The organism is Vibrio panuliri (genome assembly GCF_009938205.1).
Classification (GTDB): Bacteria; Pseudomonadota; Gammaproteobacteria; order Enterobacterales; family Vibrionaceae; genus Vibrio; species Vibrio panuliri.
Genome location: NZ_AP019655.1, coordinates 888,366 through 911,153, shown reverse-complemented (window position 1 = coordinate 911,153; position 22,788 = coordinate 888,366). Strand labels below are relative to the sequence as shown.

Annotated in this window: 25 protein-coding genes; 15 read left to right on the top strand and 10 right to left on the bottom strand. The window is 44.8% G+C overall.

Features of this window, described 5'->3' with window-relative positions; all coding sequences use genetic code 11:
- Positions 1–11: 11 nt before the first annotated feature.
- A complete protein-coding gene (locus GZK95_RS18880; RefSeq protein ID WP_075715070.1) occupies positions 12–1,715 on the bottom strand; it encodes an FAD-dependent oxidoreductase in 1,704 nt (567 codons plus the stop codon).
- 193 nt (positions 1,716–1,908) lie between these two features.
- Between GZK95_RS18880 and GZK95_RS18875 the strand changes: the two genes are divergently transcribed.
- Genes GZK95_RS18875 through GZK95_RS18865 form a run of 3 tightly spaced genes read left to right on the top strand, consistent with a single transcriptional unit; the run spans position 1,909 to position 3,077 of the window.
- A complete protein-coding gene (locus GZK95_RS18875) occupies positions 1,909–2,217 on the top strand; it encodes an ArsR/SmtB family transcription factor (RefSeq protein ID WP_075715073.1) in 309 nt (102 codons plus the stop codon).
- A 10-nt stretch (positions 2,218–2,227) separates the two neighbouring features.
- Positions 2,228–2,647: a YeeE/YedE family protein gene (locus GZK95_RS18870; protein WP_075715076.1), complete on the top strand. Its 420-nt coding sequence runs from the start codon at positions 2,228–2,230 to the stop codon at positions 2,645–2,647.
- Positions 2,648–2,657: 10 nt separating this feature from the next.
- Entirely contained in the window at positions 2,658–3,077 is a 420-nt protein-coding gene (locus GZK95_RS18865; protein WP_075715078.1) for a YeeE/YedE family protein, read from the top strand.
- Positions 3,078–3,116: 39 nt separating this feature from the next.
- Here the strand turns inward: GZK95_RS18865 and GZK95_RS18860 are convergent, their stop codons facing one another.
- Positions 3,117–4,007 (bottom strand): endonuclease/exonuclease/phosphatase family protein, encoded by an 891-nt coding sequence (locus tag GZK95_RS18860; protein ID WP_171972106.1) that lies wholly within the window; start codon positions 4,005–4,007, stop codon positions 3,117–3,119.
- A 304-nt stretch (positions 4,008–4,311) separates the two neighbouring features.
- Here GZK95_RS18860 and nrdD point away from each other — a divergent pair, with 304 nt between their 5' ends.
- From nrdD to GZK95_RS18835, 5 genes are all read left to right on the top strand, one after another.
- Positions 4,312–6,432 (top strand): anaerobic ribonucleoside-triphosphate reductase, encoded by a 2,121-nt coding sequence (gene nrdD, locus GZK95_RS18855; protein WP_075710912.1) that lies wholly within the window; start codon positions 4,312–4,314, stop codon positions 6,430–6,432.
- Between the two features lie 64 nt (positions 6,433–6,496).
- Positions 6,497–6,964, top strand: coding sequence for an anaerobic ribonucleoside-triphosphate reductase-activating protein (nrdG, locus tag GZK95_RS18850; RefSeq protein ID WP_075715082.1), 468 nt, complete (start codon positions 6,497–6,499; stop codon positions 6,962–6,964).
- 135 nt (positions 6,965–7,099) lie between these two features.
- A complete protein-coding gene (locus GZK95_RS18845; RefSeq protein ID WP_151148818.1) occupies positions 7,100–7,702 on the top strand; it encodes a GNAT family protein in 603 nt (200 codons plus the stop codon).
- Positions 7,703–7,884: 182 nt separating this feature from the next.
- Positions 7,885–9,066, top strand: a complete 1,182-nt coding sequence (locus GZK95_RS18840) for an amino acid aminotransferase (protein WP_075715086.1) — start codon at positions 7,885–7,887, stop codon at positions 9,064–9,066.
- Between the two features lie 52 nt (positions 9,067–9,118).
- Positions 9,119–9,763: an ATP-dependent zinc protease family protein gene (locus tag GZK95_RS18835; protein WP_075710904.1), complete on the top strand. Its 645-nt coding sequence runs from the start codon at positions 9,119–9,121 to the stop codon at positions 9,761–9,763.
- 46 nt (positions 9,764–9,809) lie between these two features.
- Here GZK95_RS18835 and GZK95_RS18830 read toward each other — a convergent pair whose 3' ends face one another.
- Positions 9,810–10,283, bottom strand: a complete 474-nt coding sequence (locus GZK95_RS18830; protein ID WP_075715088.1) for an FKBP-type peptidyl-prolyl cis-trans isomerase — start codon at positions 10,281–10,283, stop codon at positions 9,810–9,812.
- Between the two features lie 17 nt (positions 10,284–10,300).
- Positions 10,301–10,918 carry a thiol:disulfide interchange protein DsbA/DsbL gene (locus tag GZK95_RS18825; RefSeq protein ID WP_075710900.1) on the bottom strand — a complete coding sequence of 206 codons (618 nt, stop codon included), beginning with the start codon at positions 10,916–10,918 and terminating at the stop codon, positions 10,301–10,303.
- Between the two features lie 220 nt (positions 10,919–11,138).
- Between GZK95_RS18825 and GZK95_RS18820 the strand changes: the two genes are divergently transcribed.
- Positions 11,139–11,759 carry an OmpA family protein gene (locus GZK95_RS18820; protein ID WP_075715090.1) on the top strand — a complete coding sequence of 207 codons (621 nt, stop codon included), beginning with the start codon at positions 11,139–11,141 and terminating at the stop codon, positions 11,757–11,759.
- Between the two features lie 132 nt (positions 11,760–11,891).
- Entirely contained in the window at positions 11,892–13,394 is a 1,503-nt protein-coding gene (glpK, locus tag GZK95_RS18815) for a glycerol kinase GlpK (RefSeq protein ID WP_139315064.1), read from the top strand.
- A gap of 52 nt (positions 13,395–13,446) precedes the next feature.
- On the opposite strand, the gene elbB is transcribed toward glpK, so the two are convergent.
- From elbB to GZK95_RS18800, 4 genes are all read right to left on the bottom strand, one after another.
- Positions 13,447–14,097 carry an isoprenoid biosynthesis glyoxalase ElbB gene (elbB, locus tag GZK95_RS18810; RefSeq protein ID WP_075715094.1) on the bottom strand — a complete coding sequence of 217 codons (651 nt, stop codon included), beginning with the start codon at positions 14,095–14,097 and terminating at the stop codon, positions 13,447–13,449.
- A gap of 89 nt (positions 14,098–14,186) precedes the next feature.
- Positions 14,187–14,345 (bottom strand): hypothetical protein, encoded by a 159-nt coding sequence (locus GZK95_RS22150; RefSeq protein ID WP_170296243.1) that lies wholly within the window; start codon positions 14,343–14,345, stop codon positions 14,187–14,189.
- A 154-nt stretch (positions 14,346–14,499) separates the two neighbouring features.
- Positions 14,500–14,751 (bottom strand): YgjV family protein, encoded by a 252-nt coding sequence (locus GZK95_RS18805; RefSeq protein WP_075710892.1) that lies wholly within the window; start codon positions 14,749–14,751, stop codon positions 14,500–14,502.
- A 274-nt stretch (positions 14,752–15,025) separates the two neighbouring features.
- Entirely contained in the window at positions 15,026–15,346 is a 321-nt protein-coding gene (locus tag GZK95_RS18800; RefSeq protein ID WP_075710890.1) for a DUF496 family protein, read from the bottom strand.
- A gap of 189 nt (positions 15,347–15,535) precedes the next feature.
- Here GZK95_RS18800 and GZK95_RS18795 point away from each other — a divergent pair, with 189 nt between their 5' ends.
- From GZK95_RS18795 to luxQ, 5 genes are all read left to right on the top strand, one after another.
- Positions 15,536–15,730 carry a hypothetical protein gene (locus GZK95_RS18795; protein ID WP_075710888.1) on the top strand — a complete coding sequence of 65 codons (195 nt, stop codon included), beginning with the start codon at positions 15,536–15,538 and terminating at the stop codon, positions 15,728–15,730.
- 29 nt (positions 15,731–15,759) lie between these two features.
- Positions 15,760–16,416 carry a YceH family protein gene (locus tag GZK95_RS18790; RefSeq protein ID WP_075715096.1) on the top strand — a complete coding sequence of 219 codons (657 nt, stop codon included), beginning with the start codon at positions 15,760–15,762 and terminating at the stop codon, positions 16,414–16,416.
- Positions 16,403–16,726: a GIY-YIG nuclease family protein gene (locus GZK95_RS18785; protein ID WP_075715098.1), complete on the top strand. Its 324-nt coding sequence runs from the start codon at positions 16,403–16,405 to the stop codon at positions 16,724–16,726. The genes GZK95_RS18790 and GZK95_RS18785 overlap by 14 nt, the downstream gene beginning before the upstream one ends.
- A 109-nt stretch (positions 16,727–16,835) precedes the next feature.
- The gene (locus tag GZK95_RS18780) at positions 16,836–17,942 is read left to right on the top strand and encodes an autoinducer 2-binding periplasmic protein LuxP (protein ID WP_075715240.1); all 1,107 of its coding nucleotides are present in this window, start codon (positions 16,836–16,838) and stop codon (positions 17,940–17,942) included.
- On the top strand, positions 17,942–20,524 hold the full coding sequence (luxQ, locus tag GZK95_RS18775) for a quorum-sensing autoinducer 2 sensor kinase/phosphatase LuxQ (protein ID WP_075715100.1): 2,583 nt from the start codon (positions 17,942–17,944) through the stop codon (positions 20,522–20,524). Before GZK95_RS18780 ends, luxQ begins: the two co-directional genes overlap by 1 nt.
- Here the strand turns inward: luxQ and GZK95_RS18770 are convergent.
- Positions 20,489–21,148, bottom strand: a complete 660-nt coding sequence (locus GZK95_RS18770; protein WP_075710880.1) for a PilZ domain-containing protein — start codon at positions 21,146–21,148, stop codon at positions 20,489–20,491. The two genes, luxQ and GZK95_RS18770, sit on opposite strands and share 36 nt — an antisense overlap.
- A gap of 100 nt (positions 21,149–21,248) precedes the next feature.
- Positions 21,249–22,736, bottom strand: a complete 1,488-nt coding sequence (gene glpD, locus GZK95_RS18765) for a glycerol-3-phosphate dehydrogenase (protein WP_075715102.1) — start codon at positions 22,734–22,736, stop codon at positions 21,249–21,251.
- Between the last annotated feature and the right edge of the window lie 52 nt (positions 22,737–22,788).

Sequence of the window (22,788 nt, the reverse complement as noted above, 5' to 3'; positions counted from 1 at the left end):
GGTGGTGTTTGTTACGCTTTGGCGTACAGATAGGTTCTTAAGCCTCCAATGAGGTTTTTGGCTTTGAACCCATTGTTGACGAGCTGTCGATACGCTACGTTGCCGCGTAAACCAACCTGACAGTAGATTACGATCTCTTTGTCTTTTGGTAGTTCATCGATACGCTGACGAAGTTGATCAACCGAAATGTTGACGTCATTCGCCAGATGATTGCCATTTTCTCGTTCTGCTGGATTGCGGACATCGAGTAGCAGTTGATCATCTGTCAGGTTATCAATCTCATCAAAATGAATCGCTGTTGCGTCACCTTTAACCATGTTATTGGCAACAAAAGCAGCTTGGTTGATCACATCTTTCGCTGAGCCATACGGTGGCGCATAAGTCAGTTCGAGGTGCTGAAGTTGCTCAACGGTCATCCCCGCGCGTTGAGCGACAGCCATCACATCGATTCGTTTATCGACGCCGTCTTTGCCCACCGCTTGTGCTCCGAGAATTTTGCCTGTTAGCGGATCAAACAACATTTTAAACGAAACCGTTTCTGCGCCAGGGTAGTAGCTAGCATGGCTTGCAGTATGCACATAGACTTTTTCATACGTGATGTTGTCACGTTTTAGCTGCTTCTCGTTTTTCCCTGTAGATGCCACCGCTAAGTCAAAGATTTTACAGATCGCAGTACCTTGTGTTCCCTGATAGCTTTCATTGCGCCCAAGCATATTGTCTGCCGCCATGCGTCCTTGGCGGTTGGCCGGACCTGCTAATGGAACGAGAGTCTGAGCGCCAGTGACAAAATCCTGTTCTTCTACCGCATCTCCGACAGCATAAATCGATGGGTCGCTGGTTTGCATGTGCTCATTAGTATAGATTCCACCAAGCGCACCAATTTGCAGGCCCGCTTGCTCTGCTAAGGTTGTTTCTGGGCGAACACCGATCGCCATAATGAGAATGTCGGTCTTAAGTTGACTGCTGTCACTCAACGTTAAGATAAGGTGACCATTTAAGTGTTGATGCTCAGAACTTTCGCCAGCATCTTGATTGGCAATACTGGATTGAGGGATGTACTCAACGCTACTCAGTGCCGTACCGAGACGTAAATCCACACCATGATTACGAATCTCTTCATGGGCGAAACCTGCCATTTCACGGTCAACTGGTGTCATCACTTGATCGGATAGTTCAAGAAGGGTGGTCTTGATCCCTAACTGGTGAAACGCTTCCATCATTTCAAGACCAATGAAACCGCCACCGACAACCGTTGCGTGTTCGACGTTGTTCATCTTGATGGTTTGAATGATTTTATCCATATCTGGAATATTACGTAGGGAATGCGTCAGCGGGTTGTCTACGCCTGGAATTGGTGGAACAACAGGTGCAGCACCTGGGCTCAATAACAAGAAGTCATACTCTTGTTGATAGTCGCTGCCATCCAACAAATTCTTAACCGTGACAGTTTTTTGGTGGCGGTTAATCGCAACAACTTCATTCATAACCCTTACATCGACATTAAAACGAGCTAGGAAACTTTCCGGTGTTTGCAGCAGCAGTTGACTGCGTTCTTGAATGTCACCACCAATATGATAGGGCAATCCGCAGTTAGCAAATGAGACAAAAGGGCCTCGTTCAAACATGATGATTTCAGCATCCTCACTGAGACGACGCGCTCGAGCGGCGGCAGATGCACCACCTGCCACACCACCGATGATCACTATCTTGGTCATTTCTTGCTCCTAATTCATAACGGTTGGCTGTTCACACAGTCCAATTGCATCAATGTTGTTCACTAACTGCTACTATAATAACCAAAATTAGAAATGTCTAATGTATATTTTTCTAATTACATAAAATCTAAATTAGCATTGACTAATTTAATGGCTGGGATATGATGAGTGCAAAAGTTGAGCAGGATAGATTATGAACACCCAACCATTTGACCTCGATGAGATGAGAAATAGCGCAGCCCAAGCCGCTGAAATGCTCAAAGTCATGGCGCATCCCGAAAGATTGATGGTGATTTGCCAACTGATCCAAGGTGAGGTCGGTGTTGGCGTATTGCAAGCTAACTCAGCCCTGAGCCAATCGGCGTTGTCCCAGCATCTAACTGTGCTGCGAAAACACAACATCATTAAAGCGCGCAAATCATCACAACAGGTTTTCTATTCGTTGGCAGATTCGCGAGTGGAAGTTCTGGTGGAATCATTACATACCGTGTTCTGTCGCTAAAGGAGTGATTATGTTTGAACTGATACCTTGGAGTTCGTTGATTGGAGGCATTTTGCTGGGGTGTTCTGCAACCCTATTACTGTTGGTAAACGGTAAAATTGCTGGAATTAGCGGCATAGTAAACGGTCTTTTCTCCCATGAAAAAGGTGACGTTCTTTGGCGTTTAGTCTTTGTCGTCAGTATGGTCATTGGCGGTGCGCTTGCTGTGACTTTAGGTGAGATTGTGATTCCTAATACAGCGACTATTTCAGTTGGCAGTTTTGCTCTTGGCGGTTTGCTGGTGGGTGTTGGAACTCGTTTGGGCAATGGTTGTACAAGCGGGCATGGTATTTGTGGTATTGGACGACTATCCAAGCGTTCTATCGTCGCAACGCTAACTTTTATGTTTGTTGCCGCTGTCACTGTATTTGTTCGTCTTCATACCGTATAGGAGTAGTTCAATGAAACTATTAGTTGCTGCAATAAGTGGATTACTGTTTGGTATCGGTATGGCAGTCTCAGGAATGATAGATCCCGCGAAAGTGATCGGATTTTTAGACGTAGCGGGGCAGTGGGATCCGAGTTTAGCGTTTGTGATGGGGGGTGCCTTGATGGTGTTTATGCCCGCATACCTGTTTTTGATTAAGCCTCGCGGTCACGCTTTGCTTGGTGAGAAGTACTGCTTACCCACAAATACTAATATTGATAAGCGTTTGCTAGGTGGCGCTGCGATATTTGGGCTTGGTTGGGGAGTGGCAGGTGTGTGTCCTGGTCCAGCGATTGCCAGTGCCAGTTATGGCAATATCGGGATTATCATCTTTATTGCCTCAATGGTTCTAGGTTCAACACTGACCAAAATAATCGCCAGCAAATCATCCTAGCTCCATTATCCGCATTGCACTCGCGATGTGCTTGCTTGACTACTGACCAAGTTCAAATGTGGCAGTGATAGGGCAATGATCACTGAGTTGATAGTCGAGGACATCTTGGGTTTGATAAAGGTTTTGTGCGATTGAGCTCACCTTGATATCTTGACTGATAATCATATGATCTATCACCGAACGGAACTGGTGCGTTCGGTTGGGGTGATTTCGGCTGCGTACTTTGCACTTAGCTGCCACATTTTTACTCGCTAAAACAGCATCGCTGTCCTCGCTAATATCTCGCCACAGCCAATCTCCGTTATACGAAAGATTGTGGTTGAAATCCCCACTAATAATATAACGTTCACCGTTTTCTTCGCGTGTTTTGATCCATTGGTTAAGAGCTTTGCCCTGAGCTTTGAGTGTCTTACATGCGCTTTTTGATTCAAAACGTCCCGTGCAACGCGCTTTTAAATGAACACTTAATAAGTGGATAGGTTGAGAATGCTCAGGTTGAACGATCAAATAACTGGCGAAGCGAAGCCTGTCGCGATGAGATGTTGGTTGTAAAGAAAAGTCCGCAACATCTTTTACTGCGATGTCGTGTCTTATCGCAAAGCCTGTGTACTGATTAAGATTATCAAACTGTAAGTGGGCATACTCGGGCTGTGACCGATCCGAAAGGTAGACCCGATATTGATCACCGATAATGCGAGTTAAGGCATTTGAGTCACCAACTTCTTGGAACGCGAGTATCGGTGTTTCAAGAGTTTGGAAATAGAGTGCCATTTTGTAAAAATCAGCGTTACTGCGTAACGAAGGCGCAAAACGCTTGTTTCCCTCAGAAACAAACCACTCCATGTTCCATGTCGAAAGTTTGAGCGATTCAGTAGCTTGTGTTGGTAAAGCAGTTAATACCACAACATATAGAAAAATGAGAGGCTTCATGGGCAAAATTTTCCGCTCTTTTTGTTTCGTCACTGATAACCCTTTATCGCGCAAGCCTTCATAAAAAATCAAGTTTAAAAGCGAAAAAATTGCAATTTTCATTGTTTTCTTTGTATCTGAGAGCCATGCCAATAAGATCGTTTCCTTATTGTACTGTAACCGAGTTTTGTTGATCTCGATCAATACTTTTGAAGTGTGCTTTGGAGTCTAATACGCCACAACATCTAGTGTCAGTCTAATAATTAATTGCCCTATATAGTGTGTTTGTGGATAAGTCTGTGAGTATGCTGGGTAAGGAGAAAAGGTGAAACCAATCGTAATCAAACGTGACGGCTCAAGAGCTCCGTTTAGCAGGGATCGTATACAAGCAGCAGTGGAAGCAGCAGCAGAGAGCGTGAATAACGAAATTGCTATCTATGCACTAAATGTGGCGTTAGCAGTTGAGCTGCAACTTAAAGATCACGATGAAGTTCACATCAACGAAATCCAAACGCTGGTTGAAAATGAACTCATGCAAGGCCCATACAAATCACTGGCTCGTTCATACATTGAATATCGCCATGATCGTGATATGGCTCGTGAGAAGCAAAGCGCTTTGACTCGTGAAATCGAAGGCTTGATCGAAGAGAGTAATGTTGACCTTATCAATGAAAATGCCAACAAAGATGGTAAGGTAATTCCAACTCAGCGTGACTTGCTTGCAGGTATCGTGGCTAAACACTATGCGAAAACCCACATTTTGCCACGCGATATCGTTCAAGCGCATGAAGAAGGTGATTTACACTATCACGATCTCGATTACGCGCCGTTCTTCCCGATGTTTAACTGCATGCTTATTGATTTGAAAGGCATGCTAACGCATGGCTTTAAAATGGGTAACGCAGAAATTGATACGCCAAAGTCAATTTCAACCGCTACGGCAGTGACTGCTCAAATCATTGCACAGGTGGCGAGCCATATTTACGGTGGTACCACCATCAACCGCATTGATGAAGTACTAGAACCCTATGTACAAGCCAGTTATGAGAAACACTTGGCTATCGCCAAAGAGTGGGATATCCACAATCCTGAAGGATTTGCGATTTCTCGTACTGAAAAAGAGTGTTACGACGCATTCCAGTCCCTGGAATATGAAGTAAACACACTGCACACTGCGAACGGTCAAACACCATTTGTAACTTTTGGTTTTGGCTTAGGTACAAGCTGGGCATCTCGTCTTATCCAGCAGTCGATCTTAAAGAACCGTATTGCAGGTTTAGGTAAAAATCGTAAAACAGCGGTTTTCCCTAAACTGGTGTTTGCTATCAAAGACGGCTTGAACCACAAAGAACAAGATCCGAACTACGATATTAAGAAACTAGCTTTAGAATGTGCTTCTAAGCGTATGTACCCAGATATCTTAAACTACGACAAAGTGGTTGAAGTAACGGGATCATTTAAAACGCCAATGGGTTGCCGTAGTTTCTTGAACACTTACGAAGAAAACGGTGAGCTTGTTCACGAGGGTCGTAATAACCTTGGTGTAGTAAGCTTGAACTTGCCGCGCATTGCGATTCGAGCGAATGGTGATGAAGAAGCATTCTTCAAGATCTTAGATGAAAAGCTTTCTGTTGCGCGTCGCGCTCTAGAGACACGTATTTCGCGCCTTGAAAACGTAAAAGCACGTGTTGCTCCTATTCTTTATATGGAAGGAGCATGTGGTGTGCGTCTTAAAGCGGACGACTCGATTTCCGATATCTTTAAACATGGCCGCGCATCTATCTCGCTGGGCTACATTGGCATCCATGAAATGGTGAATGCTCTGTATGGCACTGATGAGCACGTATACGATGCACAAGAGCTACGTGAAAAAGCAATCAACATCGTTAAATACTTGAAGAAACATGTTGATCAATGGACGGAAGAAACTGGATACGGTTTCAGCTTATACGGTACTCCGAGTGAAAACCTATGTAGCCGTTTCTGTCGCATCGACACTAAAGAGTTTGGTGTGATTGAAGGAGTGACTGATAAAGGTTACTACACCAACAGTTTCCACTTGGATGTTGAGAAAAAAGTAAATCCATACGACAAGATCGATTTTGAGATGCCTTACCCACACATCTCGAGTGGCGGTTTTATCTGTTACGGTGAGTTCCCTAACATGCAACGTAACGTTGAAGCTTTAGAGAACGTTTGGGATTACAGCTATACTCGAGTTCCTTATTACGGAACCAACACGCCGATCGATGAGTGTTATGAATGCGGTTACACCGGTGAGTTTGACTGTACGAGCAAAGGCTTCACTTGCCCTAGCTGCGGCAACCATGACTCAAGCAAAGTTTCAGTAACGCGCCGTGTGTGTGGTTACTTAGGTAGCCCTGATGCTCGTCCGTTTAACTTCGGTAAACAAGAAGAAGTTAAGCGCCGCGTTAAACATCTATAATCCATTTAATGGAATTAATGCCAGTTCATGCAGATTCTGCTGAGCTGGCGTTTGTATTAAAGCTATGAATTACCATCAATATTATCCAATCGATGTGGTCAACGGGCCGGGTACCAGAGTCACTTTGTTCGTGTCTGGTTGTGTGCATCAGTGTCGCGGTTGCTATAACCAAAGTACATGGCGGCTCGATGGCGGTCATCCATTTACTCAGCAACTTGAAGATCAAATTATCGCTGACTTAAATGATCAGCGTATCAAACGTCGAGGCTTGTCATTATCGGGTGGCGATCCGTTACATCCAGCCAATGTCGCGGATGTATTGCGCATCGTAAAACGCGTTCGTAACGAGTGTCCGGGCAAAGATATTTGGTTGTGGTCTGGTTACACGTTGGCTGAGCTTTCCGCTGAACAACAGCAAGTGGTAGACTTAATCGATGTGCTGATTGACGGTAAGTTTGAACAAGACAAACGCGACTTAAACTTGGAGTGGCGGGGCAGTTCAAACCAAGTAATTCATTACTTCAAACTTTAAGTTAAGGCAGCGTACGCTGCCTTTTTCATATCTAAAAGCCAAGATCTTTGGTGGTTGGTCGCGCTTTGTGAGTGCGCAGAGAATGTTTGATTCAGTTTTCGATATACTGGCGGCAATCCATGACAAGGAGTGAGCATGATGTTGAAAACCCTCTCTTTTGAACAGCACAACTTTATGCCAAGTGTTGAGCGAGCATTGGTTGACGACCCGCTTTATGTGCTTCTCAGTGACTCAGAGCTTCAACGCCAAAAGCTAATCAACATATTCTCATCACGCATTCTTAACTCCAGCGACGGTGTGCTCAGTGGATTCTATATCGGGGATAATCTCGATGCGGCTGTTATTTGGAATGATCTGCGTAGCGAAGGCTACTACTCACGGCTCAAGGCAATCAAGTTACAGTTTAGGATGTTAACCAGTGGCAGCATTGGACGCATAGGTCAGTTGCAAAAGCCTCTGCAACAGATGGAAGCGAATATCACCAAATTAAAATCGGGTTGTGATAGCTATCTTGAGCTTTTGTTCGTCAAAAAGTCTATGCGGGGAATGGGTTTGTCTTCAGCGTTGGTTTATCCCCAATTGCAGTGTTTTGACCAGCAGCAACGCGTATGTGGCTTGGACACGTTTAACCCAGCTAACATTCCTATTTATCAAAAATTTGGCTTTGAATTAGTAAGCCAAGTTGAGTTTGGTTCTGGTGTTGCGAATTACCAAATGATGCGTCACCCAAACTTGTGATTAAACAATTGCTCACCCGAACTATGTTCTAACAGAAAAATTCCACTATTTCGTGGTTTAATTGTCGATATTTATTGAGACTAGTGTTAATTTGAGGTTACTTAGGTATAAAGGGCTATTTCGATTTTTGCGAAAAGCTTAGCATTATTAATATCAATGAATTTCAAAGGGTTGTGACTTTCATGTTTTCTCATCTTCCAGAACCAACGCTAGATCCGATACTGTCTCTGTCCGTCGCGTACAGGAATGACTCGCGTGCAGAAAAAGTCGATTTAGGTATTGGTGTTTATAAAAATAGCAAGGGTGAAACCCCGATTATGCAAGCGATCGAGCTTGCGCAAAAAAACGTGATTGCCACGCAAAAGACGAAATCTTATGTTGGTCTCGCTGGGTGTGAAGAGTTCAACCAATCGATGGTTGATTTAGTGTTAGGGGCGTCACCAGTACTTGACCGTGTGTCGGTTATTCAAACGCCAGGCGCAAGCGGTGCTTTGCGTATGCTCGGTGATTTGATGAAAATCGCTCAGCCAAACACCACTGTTTGGTTGTCAAATCCTAGCTACGTGAACCACCAGCCTGTTATGGAAGCGGCTGGTCTGAAGGTTAAACACTACCGTTATTTTTGTCCAAAAACCAAACAGGTGGATTCGCAACAAATGTTGGCAGATTTGTCTCAAGCAGGCAAAGATGATGTCGTGTTATTGCACGGGTGTTGTCACAATCCAACAGGTGCGGATATTGACTTCGCAACTTGGCAGCAGGTGACGAGTCTTGCGGAGAAAAACGGTTTCACGCCATTTGTCGATCTTGCCTACCAAGGATTTGGTGATGGCCTCGAAGAGGATGCCGCGGGTCTTCGTTATATGGCCGAAAGGGTTGAGGAAATGATGATCACGACATCATGTTCGAAGAACTTCGGGCTGTATCGTGAGCGCACTGGCGCGGCAATCGTACTAGGGAAATCAGCACGAGATGCCGCCAACGCAAGAGGCAAGCTGCTGACCATGGCGAGAGCAACATACACTATGCCGCCTGATCATGGTGCAGCATTGGTCAAAACAGTGCTTCAAGATGCTGAACTAAAGTCTATCTGGCGGGAAGAACTTGATGCGATGCAAAAGCGCTTAGTCTCATTGCGCACCGCGTTATGTCATGAGTTTAGAACAACACATGGTCGTTCTGACTTTGATTTTATCCAAGCACACAAAGGGATGTTTACTGTGCTAGGCTTTACACCGGAACAAATGATTCGATTGCGTGAAGAGTTCGCTATTTATGGCGTCGGCGATGGTCGCATTAACATTGCGGGCCTAACGGAGAATGATATTTCATACGTGGCTGACGCAATTCTAAAAGTCTCATAAAAATAAAGGCTCTTCAGAGCCTTTTTTATACAATGTCAACGTGGGGGATTGAATGGAAAAACTTTGGAAAACGACTTTTCTACTTGTTTTATCAACAACGATAACAGCATGTGCAACGCAAAGTGGCACATCACAACAACCAGTACAACCTGAGAAACCAGTCATTGAACAGCCGGAGCAAAAGCCGGACGTAACTCCTGACGTTAAACCTGAGCCTGAAACGAAACCTGCGGAGAAGCCTGAGCCGCCAAAGGTGGAGAGCAAGAAAACCTCTGATGGCCGATTGATTCTTGGTGAAAAAGAATGGGTCTACATTCCTGGCTTAGAGGAGTCATTTAGGGCGAGAGTCGATACTGGCGCAACCACCTCTTCCATCAGTGCGGTGGAGATCGTACCGTTTGAGCGCGATGGAAAAGATTGGGTCAAGTTCAAAATGGAACATGATGGTGTGCGCAGCAAAGAGATTGCGTTACCCGTTGAGCGCTGGGTGAAGATTAAGCAATCTAGTGCGGAAGGTTCTCATCGCCGTGCTGTGGTATATGCTTGGATCGAAATTGGCGACCACAAAGAAAAAACAGAGTTTACTCTGGCAGATCGCACCCATTTATCTTTCCCTGTATTGCTAGGACGAAGCTTTTTCCGTGATGTCGCGGTGGTTGATGTCAGCAGAAAGTACGTACAAGATAAACATAAATAAGTTAAAAAAATACCGCTCACTTGAGCGGTATTTTTTCTTCATCTTGTTATTGAATATCCAATAACTCAACATCAAATATTAAAGTGGCAGAAGGTGGAATTGGTCCCGCGCCCTTAGTGCCGTAAGCCAATGTGCTTGGAATAAACAGGCGGAACTTATCGCCCACTGTCATGTATGTTAAACCTTCTTGCCAGCCGGCAATCACTTGACCTAAACCAAAGGTAATCGGCTCACCGCGATCTACTGAGCTGTCAAACACTGTCCCATCAATCAAAGTACCATGGTAGTGCACCTTCACTTTGTTGCTTTTAGTTGGATGCTCAGTACCTTCGCCTTTGGCTAACACCACGTACTGTAGACCACTCTCGGTGGTTACAACCCCTTCTTTTTGACCATTTTCAGTCAAAAATGCTTGTCCTGCCTGAAAGTTGGCTTCAGCCGCTTTACCATTGTTCCAAGTACGGTAAATCATAAAACCGGCTAAAATGAGGACAACGAGAGGGATGATAAATTTATTCATGAATCCTTTCCATTAAGTTATTGTTTAATAAGATAGTTAATTGTATCAGCAATTTGCTCAATGCTTTCGTGACCTGAAGTAATAATTTCGTACTTACCATTCACGATAAATGTAGGGACACCATTAATCTCGCCTTTAGTGGTGATATCGTCAGCAATTTGCATCGCTTGGAACAACTGATTTTGCTGCTCTTCGTTAATGTCATACGGCGACACGAGTCCACGGCTTTGGAACGCATTGTCGATTTGACCTTTCTTTTGCGCCATGGTCGCACCATCACCCATTTGCACTGCTGAGAACAGATCTAACATCATTTGGTGATCAGGTTTTTTACCTAGTTGCATTTCAGCGCTGTAATAAATCATCGCTCCAATCTGCGCACCTTCATTGAAGGTAACGTGAACTTTACCCACGCTTTGGTTGATCAATTTTTCCAGCTTAGGTAGTTGTGATTCCATCTGTTTGCAGTGTCCACAGTTAAGTGAAAACACTTCTGTTACTTGTGGTAAGCGATAAACAGAGAGGTTAGTTGGTAGTGCTTTGTATTGTTTACCTTCTACAGGCGTCGAGTTTTCAGAACAGCCTACAAGTAGTGTCGACATGCCAAGCAAAAGTATAGCGATCATCTTTTTCATAATTTTTATCTCTTTAAGAACGCGTTTAGCGAGTCAAAATTGGCACCGAGTTTACCTGCTAGCTAGCGTGAAACAAATGGTTATTTGATGCCGATTAGTAAATATTCTAGTTGGATTGATAAAAAAATAACCAGTTAATTGTAATTTGGCCATTGATGCTAAAGGTTTGCGCAACATGAACGATATAGACAGAGTAAGCGCATGAAAAAATGGTGATGAAATGAAACTTTGGACCGTGAGCATGAGTGTTATCACTCTTGTTTTATCTGGCTGTGGCACTTTACCCACAGATGTGTGGACTGGCGATATGTTAGAAGTCGCACCGCAAAATGAATCTGGGTTGATGCATCCGGAATGGGGGACACCAACGATTGTGCCTCGTTCCAATGTTCAAGGTCCTTATGGTGAAAAAAACCTTTATCATCCTCATTCGCTAGAAGCCTTTCTTGCTAAGCATAACTTGCAATATGAAGTGCTGCCTGGTGGTTATAAGATGATTCGTTTGACAGACACTATTAAGTTTCACACTGGTTCTGCGCAGGTTTCAAATCAGTCGGCGTATTGGCTAAATGCGATTGGTCGCTATATTTCATCGCAACCGGGTATTGATGTGGTGATTGACGGCCATGCTGATAGCAGCGGCTCATCAAAGTTTAATGACTCGCTTTCAGTTCGACGAGCCAATGCCGTTAAGCAGCAACTTGTAAGAGCGAATGTGAACCAACGAGCGATTTTCACGCGCGGCTATGGTGAAAGTGCACCAGCCTGCACCAATGCGACTGCTAGTGGGAAATCATGCAATCGTCGCGCCGAACTGCGTTTTATTCTAGCGACAGACTAGAAACGGCTTAACATCCCATCAATTTCAACTCTATTGCTTTCGACCCATGACGAGAATAGCGACGTATTCGCTATTCTCGTTGTCATATATGCTTATAATTAATGACAAGAACAACTAACAGGAATCTTTGTGTTGCAATCCAAGAAGTATATCGTCGCTCTAGATCAAGGTACAACGAGTTCAAGAGCTATTGTATTCGACCAAAGCGCCAATATCGTCAGCATCTCCCAGCGAGAGTTTAGTCAGATCTATCCTAAAGCGGGTTGGGTAGAGCATAACCCTCTGGAAATATACGCCACTCAGAGTGCGACCTTAACCGAAGCTATCGCTACAGCTGAAATTAGCCCTGATGAAATCGCCGCTATCGGGATCACTAACCAGCGTGAAACCACCGTCGTTTGGAACAAGCGGACCGGTAAACCTATCTATAATGCCATTGTGTGGCAATGTCGTCGTACGACGGAAATTTGCGATCAAATGACGGCGGAAGGCCTAGAACCTCTGATCAAAGAGAAGACGGGTTTGGTTCTCGACCCTTATTTTTCTGCAAGTAAAATACAGTGGATTCTCGACAATGTTGCCAACGCAAGAGAGCAAGCCCAAAAAGGGGAACTGCTGTTTGGTACGGTCGACACTTGGTTAATGTGGAAAATGACTCAAGGACAAGTGCATGCCACTGACTATACCAATGCCTCGCGGACGATGCTGTTTAACATCAACACTAAGCAATGGGATGATGAGTTATTAGAAATCTTCGATATTCCGGCGACAATGATGCCGGAAGTGAAACCTTCCTCAACGTTTTATGGCAACGCGCTGATTGGTGGCTCGAAAGTACCAATCTGTGGGGTAGCCGGTGACCAACAAGCTGCCTTATTTGGGCAAAAATGTACCGCACCGGGTGAAGCAAAGAACACTTATGGCACTGGTTGCTTTTTGCTGATGAACACTGGCGAGAACAAAGTGGACTCGACTCATGGTCTGCTCACAACGTTAGCGTGCAATGCGCAAGGAGACCCCGTCTATGCGCTGGAAGGCTCAGTCTTCATGGGAGGCGCTTCAATCCAGTGGTTAAGGGATGAAATGCACTTGCTTAGTGATGCCAAGGAATCAGAAAAGATGGCGAAGCAAGTGGATAGTTCGAATGGTGTCTATGTTGTTCCTGCATTCACCGGGCTTGGTGCACCATACTGGGATGCACATGCTCGAGGTACTATTGTAGGACTCACGCGCGGAGTGAGCTCTAATCACATTGTTCGTGCGACATTAGAGAGCATTGCTTATCAATCTAAAGATGTATTGGATGCGATGTTAGCCGATGCCAATGTGACTTTAGCCAGTCTAAAGGTCGATGGTGGGGCAGTTTCTAATGACTTTTTGATGCAGTTCCAAGCTGATTTGCTGCAAACAGAGGTTCATCGTCCTCAAGCGCGTGAAACCACCGCAATGGGTGCAGCGTACCTAGCGGGCATCGCGACCGGATTCTGGCAAAGTTTAGATGATATTAAGAGCCAATCGAAGAGTGATGATAACTTCGTGCCTAGTCAGGATATCGACAAGCAGTTGCGTCGTTATAAAGGCTGGAAACGTGCAGTTCGGTGCGCACAAGTATGGGCATCAATGGATGAGGAGTAACGAGTTTTCACGTTACTTGAAAAAACAGCGCCAATATGGCGCTGTTTATCATTTAGGCTTTTGCGACCAGTTGAGCAACCAGTTTATTAATTCCGCTCGCCGCTTCGCTTATTGATTGCGCGAGCATGTAAGCTGGCGTAGAAAAGACATTGTGTCGCTCGTCATATACGACTTGATCAACCTGACAACGGACGTGCTCGCCGCCGGCAGCATTAAATGCAGATTCCGTGTCAGCATCTTGTCCAATCGTACCTTTTACGCCGCCGTCATAGATAAAGGGTATTAAGGCTGGTGCAATACAGACGTATCCAGCAGGCTTACCTAGCTCGGCAAAACGCTTACATACCGTAGTAACATTGGGATTGATGCTGCAATTCGCCCCTTTAAAAGCAAAATCAGATAGATTTTTTGCCACACCGAAGCCTCCGGGTAACAGCAACGCATCATACTCTTCAGCATTGAGTTGGGTGATATCTTGGATATTGCCTCGGGCAATGCGCGCTGATTCAACCAACACGTTGCGAGTCTGATCCATTTCTTCCCCTGTAATATGATTCAGTACGTGGTGCTGAGGAATATCAGGAGCGAAGCAGTGCCATGAGGCGCCATTTTGCTCAAGAGCAAGTAAGCAGAGTACCGCTTCGTGAATTTCTGCACCATCAAATACGCCTGAACCACTTAAGATAACCGCCACTTTCTTCATCAAAGAACTCCTTGTTTTCCATGTTGGAACGCGTTGACTAACAACCAGTTCCTGCGAGCATGTGATTGAGATAGGGGGTAGTTAAGCACTTAATCTTGTTCAGTGATAGTGTCAGGATCGCACTCTGAGTGTTTATCGTTGTCACTGGGCTCTTGGTCAAGGTTGTCTGGGCAGTATTCTTCTTGATGGCGGTAGTACTTAACTAAAAAAGGCGTCAGCATGACGCTGCTAGGGAAAAAACGTTTCATAGTCGGCACCTCAACAATCCAAGCATGGCGATAATTCCTTCGCGTAGAATAGCAAGGGGAGTTAATGAAAGTCTTATTTTTCTAGGAGTTATGAGTGATTGGTCGGTAATGCTATCACAAAAAGCAAAACCCCAGCAGCGCTGGGGTTTCAATGTTAAGCGGCGGAGCTTACTTTAGCGGTTTTTTTTTCCTGTTGCATCTTTGCAAGGAAATAGATATTTACACAGGCGATAAAGCCATTTGTTAAAACCACAGGCCATGAGTCAATCATTAGACCGTACGCGGTAAATAGTGCACAACCGATAAAGTTCAGTACGCGCAACTTGACGATGTCTTTCATCGTCAAAGAAATAGCGACCATGATCGACGCCGCGTAACCCAAGATTTCAACCATATTAATATCCATTCATTGACCCTCTAAAAATTGTCGACTCACGTCGATGACCATCTTCTCGTCTTGAGATTGTTGAGGATTGTCCGTGCCTCGAAAGGTCTTGTTGTTTATCTGTATGAAAATATAGCAGGGGAATTTCTGTGATGAAAGCCCCAAAATTGGGAAGGTTGAAGGTTAGCGATTACGCAAACGTTTAGGTTAAATTGACGCATTAATTGTTCGGTCATTGTAAATAAAAAGCCCGCGCTAATTTGCACGGGCTTTAAATTTTCTAAGCAACACTAGGCTATTTCTTTGCGCCTTTTTGTACTTGCTTGTCTTCTTCGGTTAGTTCACGAATACGACGGCTGATATCGCGGCGCTCTTTCGAAATCTCAGCGCTCTTGATGATGTGGTCATCAACGCGGTCTTCGTAGTCAGCTTTCATGTTTTTGATAATGCCTACGATTTCATCGTGTGTCATGTTTGGCTTGATGTAATCAAGCAGGTTCTCAAGTAGATCCACACGCTTGCGGTTATCACGAACTTTCTTCTCGTTATCAATTAACTCACGCTTTAGCTTATTCTTGCGACGAGCTTGAGATACGATTTCAAATACACCACTCATAGGTTCCTTTCCTAGTCTTAACATAAACTAACAATGATTAAATCATAACAGAGCTAGTGTTTACAGTACTAAGATCAATCATTACGGTACCTTGTCGCTTTTCTGTCCAAATCGTCATGTAAGTGATTGAGCCAAAGAAGGGAACGATATATGATTTTGTCAGAGCAATCGTAATTTGAAGTTTCACTCATGCGCCATTCAGACATCATTATCCCTAAACAAAATAAACCGTCTATTTCTCCCCGTTGTCGTAAGCTGGTGAAGGCTTACAAGTTTGAACGTACTCAACAAGAAATTACTGAAGTCGAGCTAAATAGGGCTAAAATTGTCATGATCGATGAGCATGGCAACATGAAGCGAATTCCGATCCTAGCCGAGCACTAAGCGAATAAAAAATACATAAGGAAGTTCCTATGAACATTGAGCTAACTCCAATTGAAGCAAGGGTTATTGGTTGTCTAATTGAAAAAGAAGTGACCACGCCAGATTATTACCCATTGACACTCAATAGTTTGACCTCGGCATGCAACCAAAAAAGTAACCGTGAGCCAGTCATGAACCTCTCAGAGAGTGACGTTCAAGACGCGGTTGATAATCTTATTTCACGTCGATTAGTGAGTGATGAAAGTAGTTTCAACAGCCGCGCGAGTAAGTTTCAGCATCGTTTTTGCAATACGGAGTTTGGCGACCTTAAATTGACCGCACAAGAAAAGGCGATTACCTGCTGCTTACTTCTTCGTGGTGCACAAACACCAGGCGAACTACGTACTCGCACTAATCGCTTGGCTGATTTCTCAGATGTTAGGGAAGTGGAAGCCGTGTTGGAAACCATGAGCGACCATGCGAGCGGTAAGCTAGTGGTTAAACTGCCGCGTGAGGCAGGTAAGCGCGAGTCTCGCTATCAACATCTGTTTAGTGGTGAGGTTGATTTAGAAGCCTACCAAAATGCGGCTGTAACGACACCAACTCAGACTGTCAAGTTAGAACAGTTGGAAGAAGAAGTGTTGGCATTAAGAGAAGAGTTGCAACAGCTAAAAGCGCTTGTTGAACAAATCAATGAGCGAGTCTAACACGACAGTTTGGAGCGTATACTTGGTGAGAATGCGCTCCAATGCACTCTACTGCGGTATCTCTACTGACGTTCAGCGCCGTTTTGAACAACATGTCAGTGGTAAAGGCGCAAAAGCACTAAAAGGAAAAGGCCCCTTAGTGCTCGAATGGCATAGCGAACTGAGCGACTGCCGAAGTCTGGCCTCTAAAGTTGAATACGCCTTAAAGCAGCAAACTAAGTCAGTCAAAGAAGCGTTGATATTAGGCGAACTTGCTCTAAGTGATGTTATTCGCTCCGATTTATATGCGGAAATATACAGCTTATCGTAAAAGTGTATTATCCTTAAGGGAGGCGTTGAACACTTAATCTAAAAATACCTAATCTATGTCGAAAGCCCATCTCAAAAAACAACTAAAACAAAAACAATCGAGATCATTTATGCACAACTCAGCTTTGCTACCATTCCTTTTTCTATCTGCTTCTCTTTCAGCTCCCGTTTTGGCACAAAATGCCCAGATACTAAATGGATACTGGCAGTACAACGAGTATCTCGATGCTAACCCCGCGCAAAAGAAACTGACACAGCAGTTGTCAAATGCGGTGCGAGAAAGACCTATTCCTTTGAAAGCGAGACAGGGAAAACCGATCTCCATTTCTGTTGTTTACCCGGGGCAGCAAATCTCGGACTATTGGGTAAGGAACATCAAGGCGTTTGAAGCTCGTATGGATGAGCTCAACATCCGCTATGAACTCAATCAAGTGTTTACTCGACCTAACTTAGATTCCAGACAACAAAGTCTGTCGCTACTAGAAGCGGTGCAAAACAACGCCGATTACTTAATTTTCACCCTTGATACCACACGCCATCGGAAGTTTATCGAACACGTGATGAGCTCAACCGATACCAAGTTGATCTTGCAAAATATCACCACGCCAGTTCGTGCATGGTCGCAACAACAACCGTTTATGTACGTTGGCTTTGACCATATGCTCGGTACTCAGGCGATTGAACAATACTACAAAGCGAAAATGGCGAAAGGGAGTAAATACTCAGTCCTCTATTTCTCTGAAGGGTATATTAGCGACGCTCGCGGAGATACCTTTATCGAAAGTATGACGCATCATGATAGCTATCAGCTAGCGTCATCATTTTACACTGAAGCGACACGTGAATCTGGTTACAGCGCAACCATAGGTGCGGTAGAGAAAGACCCTGATCTCGACTTTATTTATGCGTGCTCAACCGATGTCGCATTGGGCGCGGTAGAAGCATTGAGCGAGCTTAAGCGCAGCGATATCGCCATTAATGGTTGGGGTGGCGGCACCGCGGAGCTGGATGCGATAGAGCGTGGGGATCTGGATGTCACAGTGATGCGCATGAATGATGACACCGGCGTAGCGATGGCGGAGGCGATTAAGTGGGATCTTGAAGATAAAATCGTGCCGACCGTATATTCGGGCGATTTTGAGCTGGTGACTTCTGGTGATTCAACACAGAAGATCGAACGTCTCAAGCGACGCGCATTTAGGTACTCAGACCAATAATGAAGTTTTGGAAACGTCGAAGCAAGAAACACCGTCTCGCGACGACACTTACGCATTCACTTATCTTAACCATCGGTGTGCTTGCGATTATTGTATTGCTGCAAAATTTTCAAGTTAACCGACAGGTGGTCGAGCAGGAAGTTGCACGTTCAAAGCAGCAAACTTCGAGTCTAATTCAAGAAATTTTCAATTTCCGTCTTAAGTCTGTTGAGATTCAACAAGACAGCTATAGCCGCAGTCAATCAATGGTCGATGCGCTGCGTGCTGACAGCGGTGGAGATATTGACCGATTTTTTGATGGTGTTGACCAAATTGACCCAGATATTTCGCCTGACTTTCGGTTTATTGCAAAGCATGGCAAGATTTTCTGGAACAATGAAAACCATCGCTTCTATGGTATCGATGATTCGGAGCTCAATCAGATCAGTCAAGATTTGATCACCGGTAATCATTGGTACATCGCACAAGCCCCATCATCAATGGGCACGCGCTATCTATTGATTCGTCGTACTTCAATGATCGCATTGGATAACGGTGAAGTTGTCGGTGATTTCTATGTTGGCATCGTTCTAAACAACAACTTTTCATTGATGAAAGGTCTGCTTGATGGCAGCAATGTTGATGAGTTGGCATTAGCGGTCGGTAGCGAAATTATTGCCTCGAGTATGCGCGGGAATACCTATCAGATAGAGTGGCTCAAACAGTATTCACCAAGCTTGAACAGTGAGGAGTTTATGATCTCGAAAATCGATGTCGAGATTGACGGGGTAGCGACGTTTTTATCGGTTTATACCATCCAAAATAACTCACATATCGCTTTATTGATGCGCGGGCACTATCTATGGCTTGGTGGCGCAGCAGTGATCATTCTTCTGATCGCGATTTATAGCCGTTATTGGTTAGGACGTCGTGTCTCCGATGAGCTACGAAACCTCATGCTTTATACCGAGCAGAGCACTGAAACTCACCATGTTGAGCCGTTTAAAGGCTCAACCATTGCAGAGTTCAACAAAATTGGTCAGTCATTTCAGCGCTCATTCAAACGCTTACGTGAGCAAGAGAAACAGTTTGCCGATCTGTTTAATTTCTCTTTGTCGCCAATTGTATTGTGGGATACCAAGGGGAATTTACTGCGCATGAACCCAGCCGCAGAGCGCTGTTTCCGCTGCAATGAAAATGGCACTGATCTCTATCCAATAATGCAAGACTCGTTGCTTCCTCAAGTTCGAATGAGCGCCCAAGGTGTTTCATTGACTGGGGTAAATATGGCGATCGGCGCAAAAACGTACCGTTGGAACTTCTCGCCGATTGTGTTGGACAACATCACAAGAAATATTATTGCTCAAGGGCAGGATGTCACGAGCTTTGTTGAAGCTGAGCGTCAAAGTCAAACGGCACGAGAAGAAGCCGAGGAGTTAGCACGCGCTCGTGCAGATTTCTTGGCGAAGATGAGTCATGAACTGCGCACACCGCTAAATGGCATCATAGGTATGTCCCAGCTATTACGTGGACACCTTGTGGCTGAGCAAGATATTGAGCATGTGGATGTATTAATTAATAGTGGCGAGCATTTGCTGGCAGTACTAAATGACATTCTCGATTTTTCTAAGATAGAACAGGGTAAGTTTCATATTCAACATGCCGAGTTCAGGGTCAAAGAGTTGGTCACAACGGTGGAGAAGATCTATCGTCCGCTTTGTATCGAGAAAGGCGTGCAACTGATTGTGAACAGTAATATTGAAGATGATCAAACGGTCTTTAGCGACAAAGTTCGACTGAATCAAATTTTGTTTAACTTGGCGAGCAATGCGACCAAGTTTACTCATCAAGGGCATGTCTCTATTGATATTGAGTTACAACCAAGACAGCTAAACTACGCGCTAAAAATCGTCGTTGAAGATACTGGGATCGGTATTGACCGCAAGCGTATTCAACATATATTTGACCCATTTGTGCAAGCGGATATGAGCACGGCGCGCGAATATGGCGGCAGCGGATTAGGATTGGCGATCGTCTATAGCTTAGTGGAGTTGTTTGATGGCTCGATAGAAGTGGATAGCGAAGTAGGGATAGGCACAAGGTTTGTCGTTAACTTAATGGTCGATAAAGTCATTGAATCTAACTTAGCACTCAACCAACAACAGATGATTACTCCGGAAACGATGTTTGATCGCACCGTTGAGGTTCTGTTGGTTGAAGATAATCAGACCAATGCATTCATTGCCAAAGCGTTTTGCCACAAATATGGGATGAAAGTAACTTGGGTGCCGGATGGACACAACGCCATTGAACAGTTGAGAGTCAACCGTCATTTCGACTTGATTTTGATGGACAATCAACTGCCTAACCTTGGCGGAATAGAAACCACCCAATTAATACGTGATGAGCTGAAATTGTCTATTCCGATTTATGCCTGCACCGCAGATGGTATGCAGGATACGAAGCAATCTTTTATTGCTGCAGGCGCAGACTATGTGATAGTTAAGCCTCTTAAAGAACTGACGTTAAACCGAGCTTTTCAGCATTATCGACAACACTTTTTTGCTTTAGACGGGCGTGGCAACAAAACTTCTTTCGAGTAGTTCGTGTTTGAGGTCCGCACTCATTTCGAGGGTTTGATCGAACTTCACTCCATAGCGGTGACCAAGGGTTTGCTTCTCTATGCTGACGATAGTGAATGTAATGCCAGACGGCCAATAACGGCTGAACTCTGACTCAATCGATATTTGCGTGTTCTTTTCAAACGGATTTTCTCCCTTGAGGAAAAAAGCGCAGCCATTGACGGAGAAGTCTTGCATCACCGCTTCATAAGTGACGGTGTTGGCAAGTACAGTGATCGGCTCATCGACAGGGTAGCGTTCATGAGAACGGATTGGTTTTGAAGCGAAGTGCTTCGGCATTCGCAAGAACATCAAACCTGCTGGCATGGTCACTGTCCCCAATATCGAGGACTTAAAAGCGATAATATGCCCAAGCTTAGATTGAGTGATACCACGAATCACAACTTGGGCATTGGCGACTTGGCGCATAACGAGCGCCTCTTGGACCTTTTTGGGAAACTCAACCACCAAGTAGCGATTGAGTTTGCAGCCAATATAGTCAGCGGTAAAAGCGTATGTGTCTTGGGGCCCAAATTCTATTTTGACCGATAACTTCAAACTGGGCGTTAAAAACGGAATGAGAAACTCTACACTTTCTTGCGGCATATCGACATAACAACTATTGAGATGACTTCCTACTATACGTTGGAATCGCTGGCTTGAAATCCAAACTTTTGAGCAATGGTAAAAACTGAGATCACTGTCCCTAACTGAGGCTTTGTTCGATCAGCTTTTGCTCTTGCGGAGTTAATTGATAACAGAGTTTGCTGCGTCGATAGAGAATATCCTCACCAGTCAATGCCCACTCCTGTTGCTGTAAGTAATCTAACTCACATTGATACACTTCAGCCGCAATAGGGGCCTCGTCAGCACGCAGATGTTCAAGCACTCGCCAGCTTTCTACGCCATAAGCGTGAATTAAACGGGAAAGACAGGTTTGGCTTAAAAATGGATACTGCTCACTGAGTTGGTGATGGAGTTGCTGGCTATCCAAGCCATTCGCTTCGGTAAAGACCTGATTGGCGCTGATACTCGGCTGGAGTGAGCCAAAGTATGGTGCAAGTTGGTCAATCGCGCGTTGAGCGAGTTTACGATACGTAGTGAGCTTCCCGCCATAGACAGTGAGGATAGGCAGCGTATGCTGACAGGAAAGCACCAACTCATAATCTCTACTCTGTTGCTGCGCAGGAACATTGGGATCACCAAACAAAGGTCGTACACCACTGAAGCTATCAATGATATCGCTCTGCGTTAGCTGGGCAGTAAAATGTTGATTGCAAACATCGAGCAAATAGTCAATTTCATCTTGAGACGCTTTCGCTTTGTAAGGGTCGCCTTGGTATGGGATATCGGTGGTGCCAATCATTGAGAAGCGGTCAAGGTAGGGGATGACAAACACCACGCGCTTGTCACTATTTTGCAGAATGTACGCTTCATCACCTTGATAGAGTTGATTCACAATCAGATGCGAGCCTTTAATCAGTTGCATTTTGTGCGCGCTTTTCTCGCCACTTCGCTGTTCTAGAAAGTCTGATGCCCATGGCCCAGTGGCATTGACAACGGCGCGAGCATAGCGCGTTACTTGCGTATTGGTACGTTGATCATGTAATTCAACCTTCCATATCGCGTCCTGACGGCTTACGTTCAAGACTTCGCAATAATTTCGCACTTCAGCACCATCGAAGCACGCCTGTTTAATATTGCTAATGACGAGGCGAGCGTCATCAACCCAGCAATCAGAATACTCAAAAGCGGTGGTGAGTTGTGGTTTAAGACCATCTGAGGTTTTGAGTTGGATGGTTTTGCTTGGTTGCAGGACACTTCGACGGGCAAGATGATCGTAGAGAAATAATCCCGCTTTAATTAGCCATTTGGGTCGTAGTGCGGCGTGATGAGGCAGTCGAAAGCGCATCGGCTTGACTAGATGGGCGGCTTTATTTAACAGCACTTCTCGCTCGGCAAGTGCTTCTTTGACTAAGCGGAATTCATATTGCTCAAGATAGCGTAGACCGCCATGAATAAGTTTTGAGCTGGCTGATGAGGTTGCCACTGCAAAGTCTTTGGCTTCATAAAGCCCAACCGATAGACCACGGCTCGCAGCTTCACAAGCTATACCTGCACCATTAATTCCACCGCCGATGACGATAACATCGAACGGTTTTGCTGACTGAGGAAAACTAGGGTTACGCGCCATCAACTGATCAACTCGCCAATAATTAGAGTTATCAGTAGTATAGCTTAGTCGC

Bases quoted from the DNA above. Each gene is read 5' to 3' on its own strand.
- GZK95_RS18880 (WP_075715070.1), bottom strand. From the start codon at position 1,715: ATGACCAAGATAGTGATCATCGGTGGTGTGGCAGGTGGTGCATCTGCC.
- GZK95_RS18875 (WP_075715073.1), top strand. From the start codon at position 1,909: ATGAACACCCAACCATTTGACCTCGATGAGATGAGAAATAGCGCAGCC.
- GZK95_RS18870 (WP_075715076.1), top strand. From the start codon at position 2,228: ATGTTTGAACTGATACCTTGGAGTTCGTTGATTGGAGGCATTTTGCTG.
- GZK95_RS18865 (WP_075715078.1), top strand. From the start codon at position 2,658: ATGAAACTATTAGTTGCTGCAATAAGTGGATTACTGTTTGGTATCGGT.
- GZK95_RS18860 (WP_171972106.1), bottom strand. From the start codon at position 4,007: ATGAAGCCTCTCATTTTTCTATATGTTGTGGTATTAACTGCTTTACCA.
- nrdG (WP_075715082.1), top strand. From the start codon at position 6,497: ATGAATTACCATCAATATTATCCAATCGATGTGGTCAACGGGCCGGGT.
- GZK95_RS18845 (WP_151148818.1), top strand. From the start codon at position 7,100: ATGATGTTGAAAACCCTCTCTTTTGAACAGCACAACTTTATGCCAAGT.
- GZK95_RS18840 (WP_075715086.1), top strand. From the start codon at position 7,885: ATGTTTTCTCATCTTCCAGAACCAACGCTAGATCCGATACTGTCTCTG.
- GZK95_RS18835 (WP_075710904.1), top strand. From the start codon at position 9,119: ATGGAAAAACTTTGGAAAACGACTTTTCTACTTGTTTTATCAACAACG.
- GZK95_RS18830 (WP_075715088.1), bottom strand. From the start codon at position 10,283: ATGAATAAATTTATCATCCCTCTCGTTGTCCTCATTTTAGCCGGTTTT.
- GZK95_RS18825 (WP_075710900.1), bottom strand. From the start codon at position 10,918: ATGAAAAAGATGATCGCTATACTTTTGCTTGGCATGTCGACACTACTT.
- GZK95_RS18820 (WP_075715090.1), top strand. From the start codon at position 11,139: ATGAAACTTTGGACCGTGAGCATGAGTGTTATCACTCTTGTTTTATCT.
- elbB (WP_075715094.1), bottom strand. From the start codon at position 14,097: ATGAAGAAAGTGGCGGTTATCTTAAGTGGTTCAGGCGTATTTGATGGT.
- GZK95_RS22150 (WP_170296243.1), bottom strand. From the start codon at position 14,345: ATGAAACGTTTTTTCCCTAGCAGCGTCATGCTGACGCCTTTTTTAGTT.
- GZK95_RS18805 (WP_075710892.1), bottom strand. From the start codon at position 14,751: ATGGATATTAATATGGTTGAAATCTTGGGTTACGCGGCGTCGATCATG.
- GZK95_RS18800 (WP_075710890.1), bottom strand. From the start codon at position 15,346: ATGAGTGGTGTATTTGAAATCGTATCTCAAGCTCGTCGCAAGAATAAG.
- GZK95_RS18795 (WP_075710888.1), top strand. From the start codon at position 15,536: ATGCGCCATTCAGACATCATTATCCCTAAACAAAATAAACCGTCTATT.
- GZK95_RS18790 (WP_075715096.1), top strand. From the start codon at position 15,760: ATGAACATTGAGCTAACTCCAATTGAAGCAAGGGTTATTGGTTGTCTA.
- GZK95_RS18785 (WP_075715098.1), top strand. From the start codon at position 16,403: ATGAGCGAGTCTAACACGACAGTTTGGAGCGTATACTTGGTGAGAATG.
- GZK95_RS18780 (WP_075715240.1), top strand. From the start codon at position 16,836: ATGCACAACTCAGCTTTGCTACCATTCCTTTTTCTATCTGCTTCTCTT.
- luxQ (WP_075715100.1), top strand. From the start codon at position 17,942: ATGAAGTTTTGGAAACGTCGAAGCAAGAAACACCGTCTCGCGACGACA.
- GZK95_RS18770 (WP_075710880.1), bottom strand. From the start codon at position 21,148: ATGCCGCAAGAAAGTGTAGAGTTTCTCATTCCGTTTTTAACGCCCAGT.
- glpD (WP_075715102.1), bottom strand. From the start codon at position 22,736: ATGGCGCGTAACCCTAGTTTTCCTCAGTCAGCAAAACCGTTCGATGTT.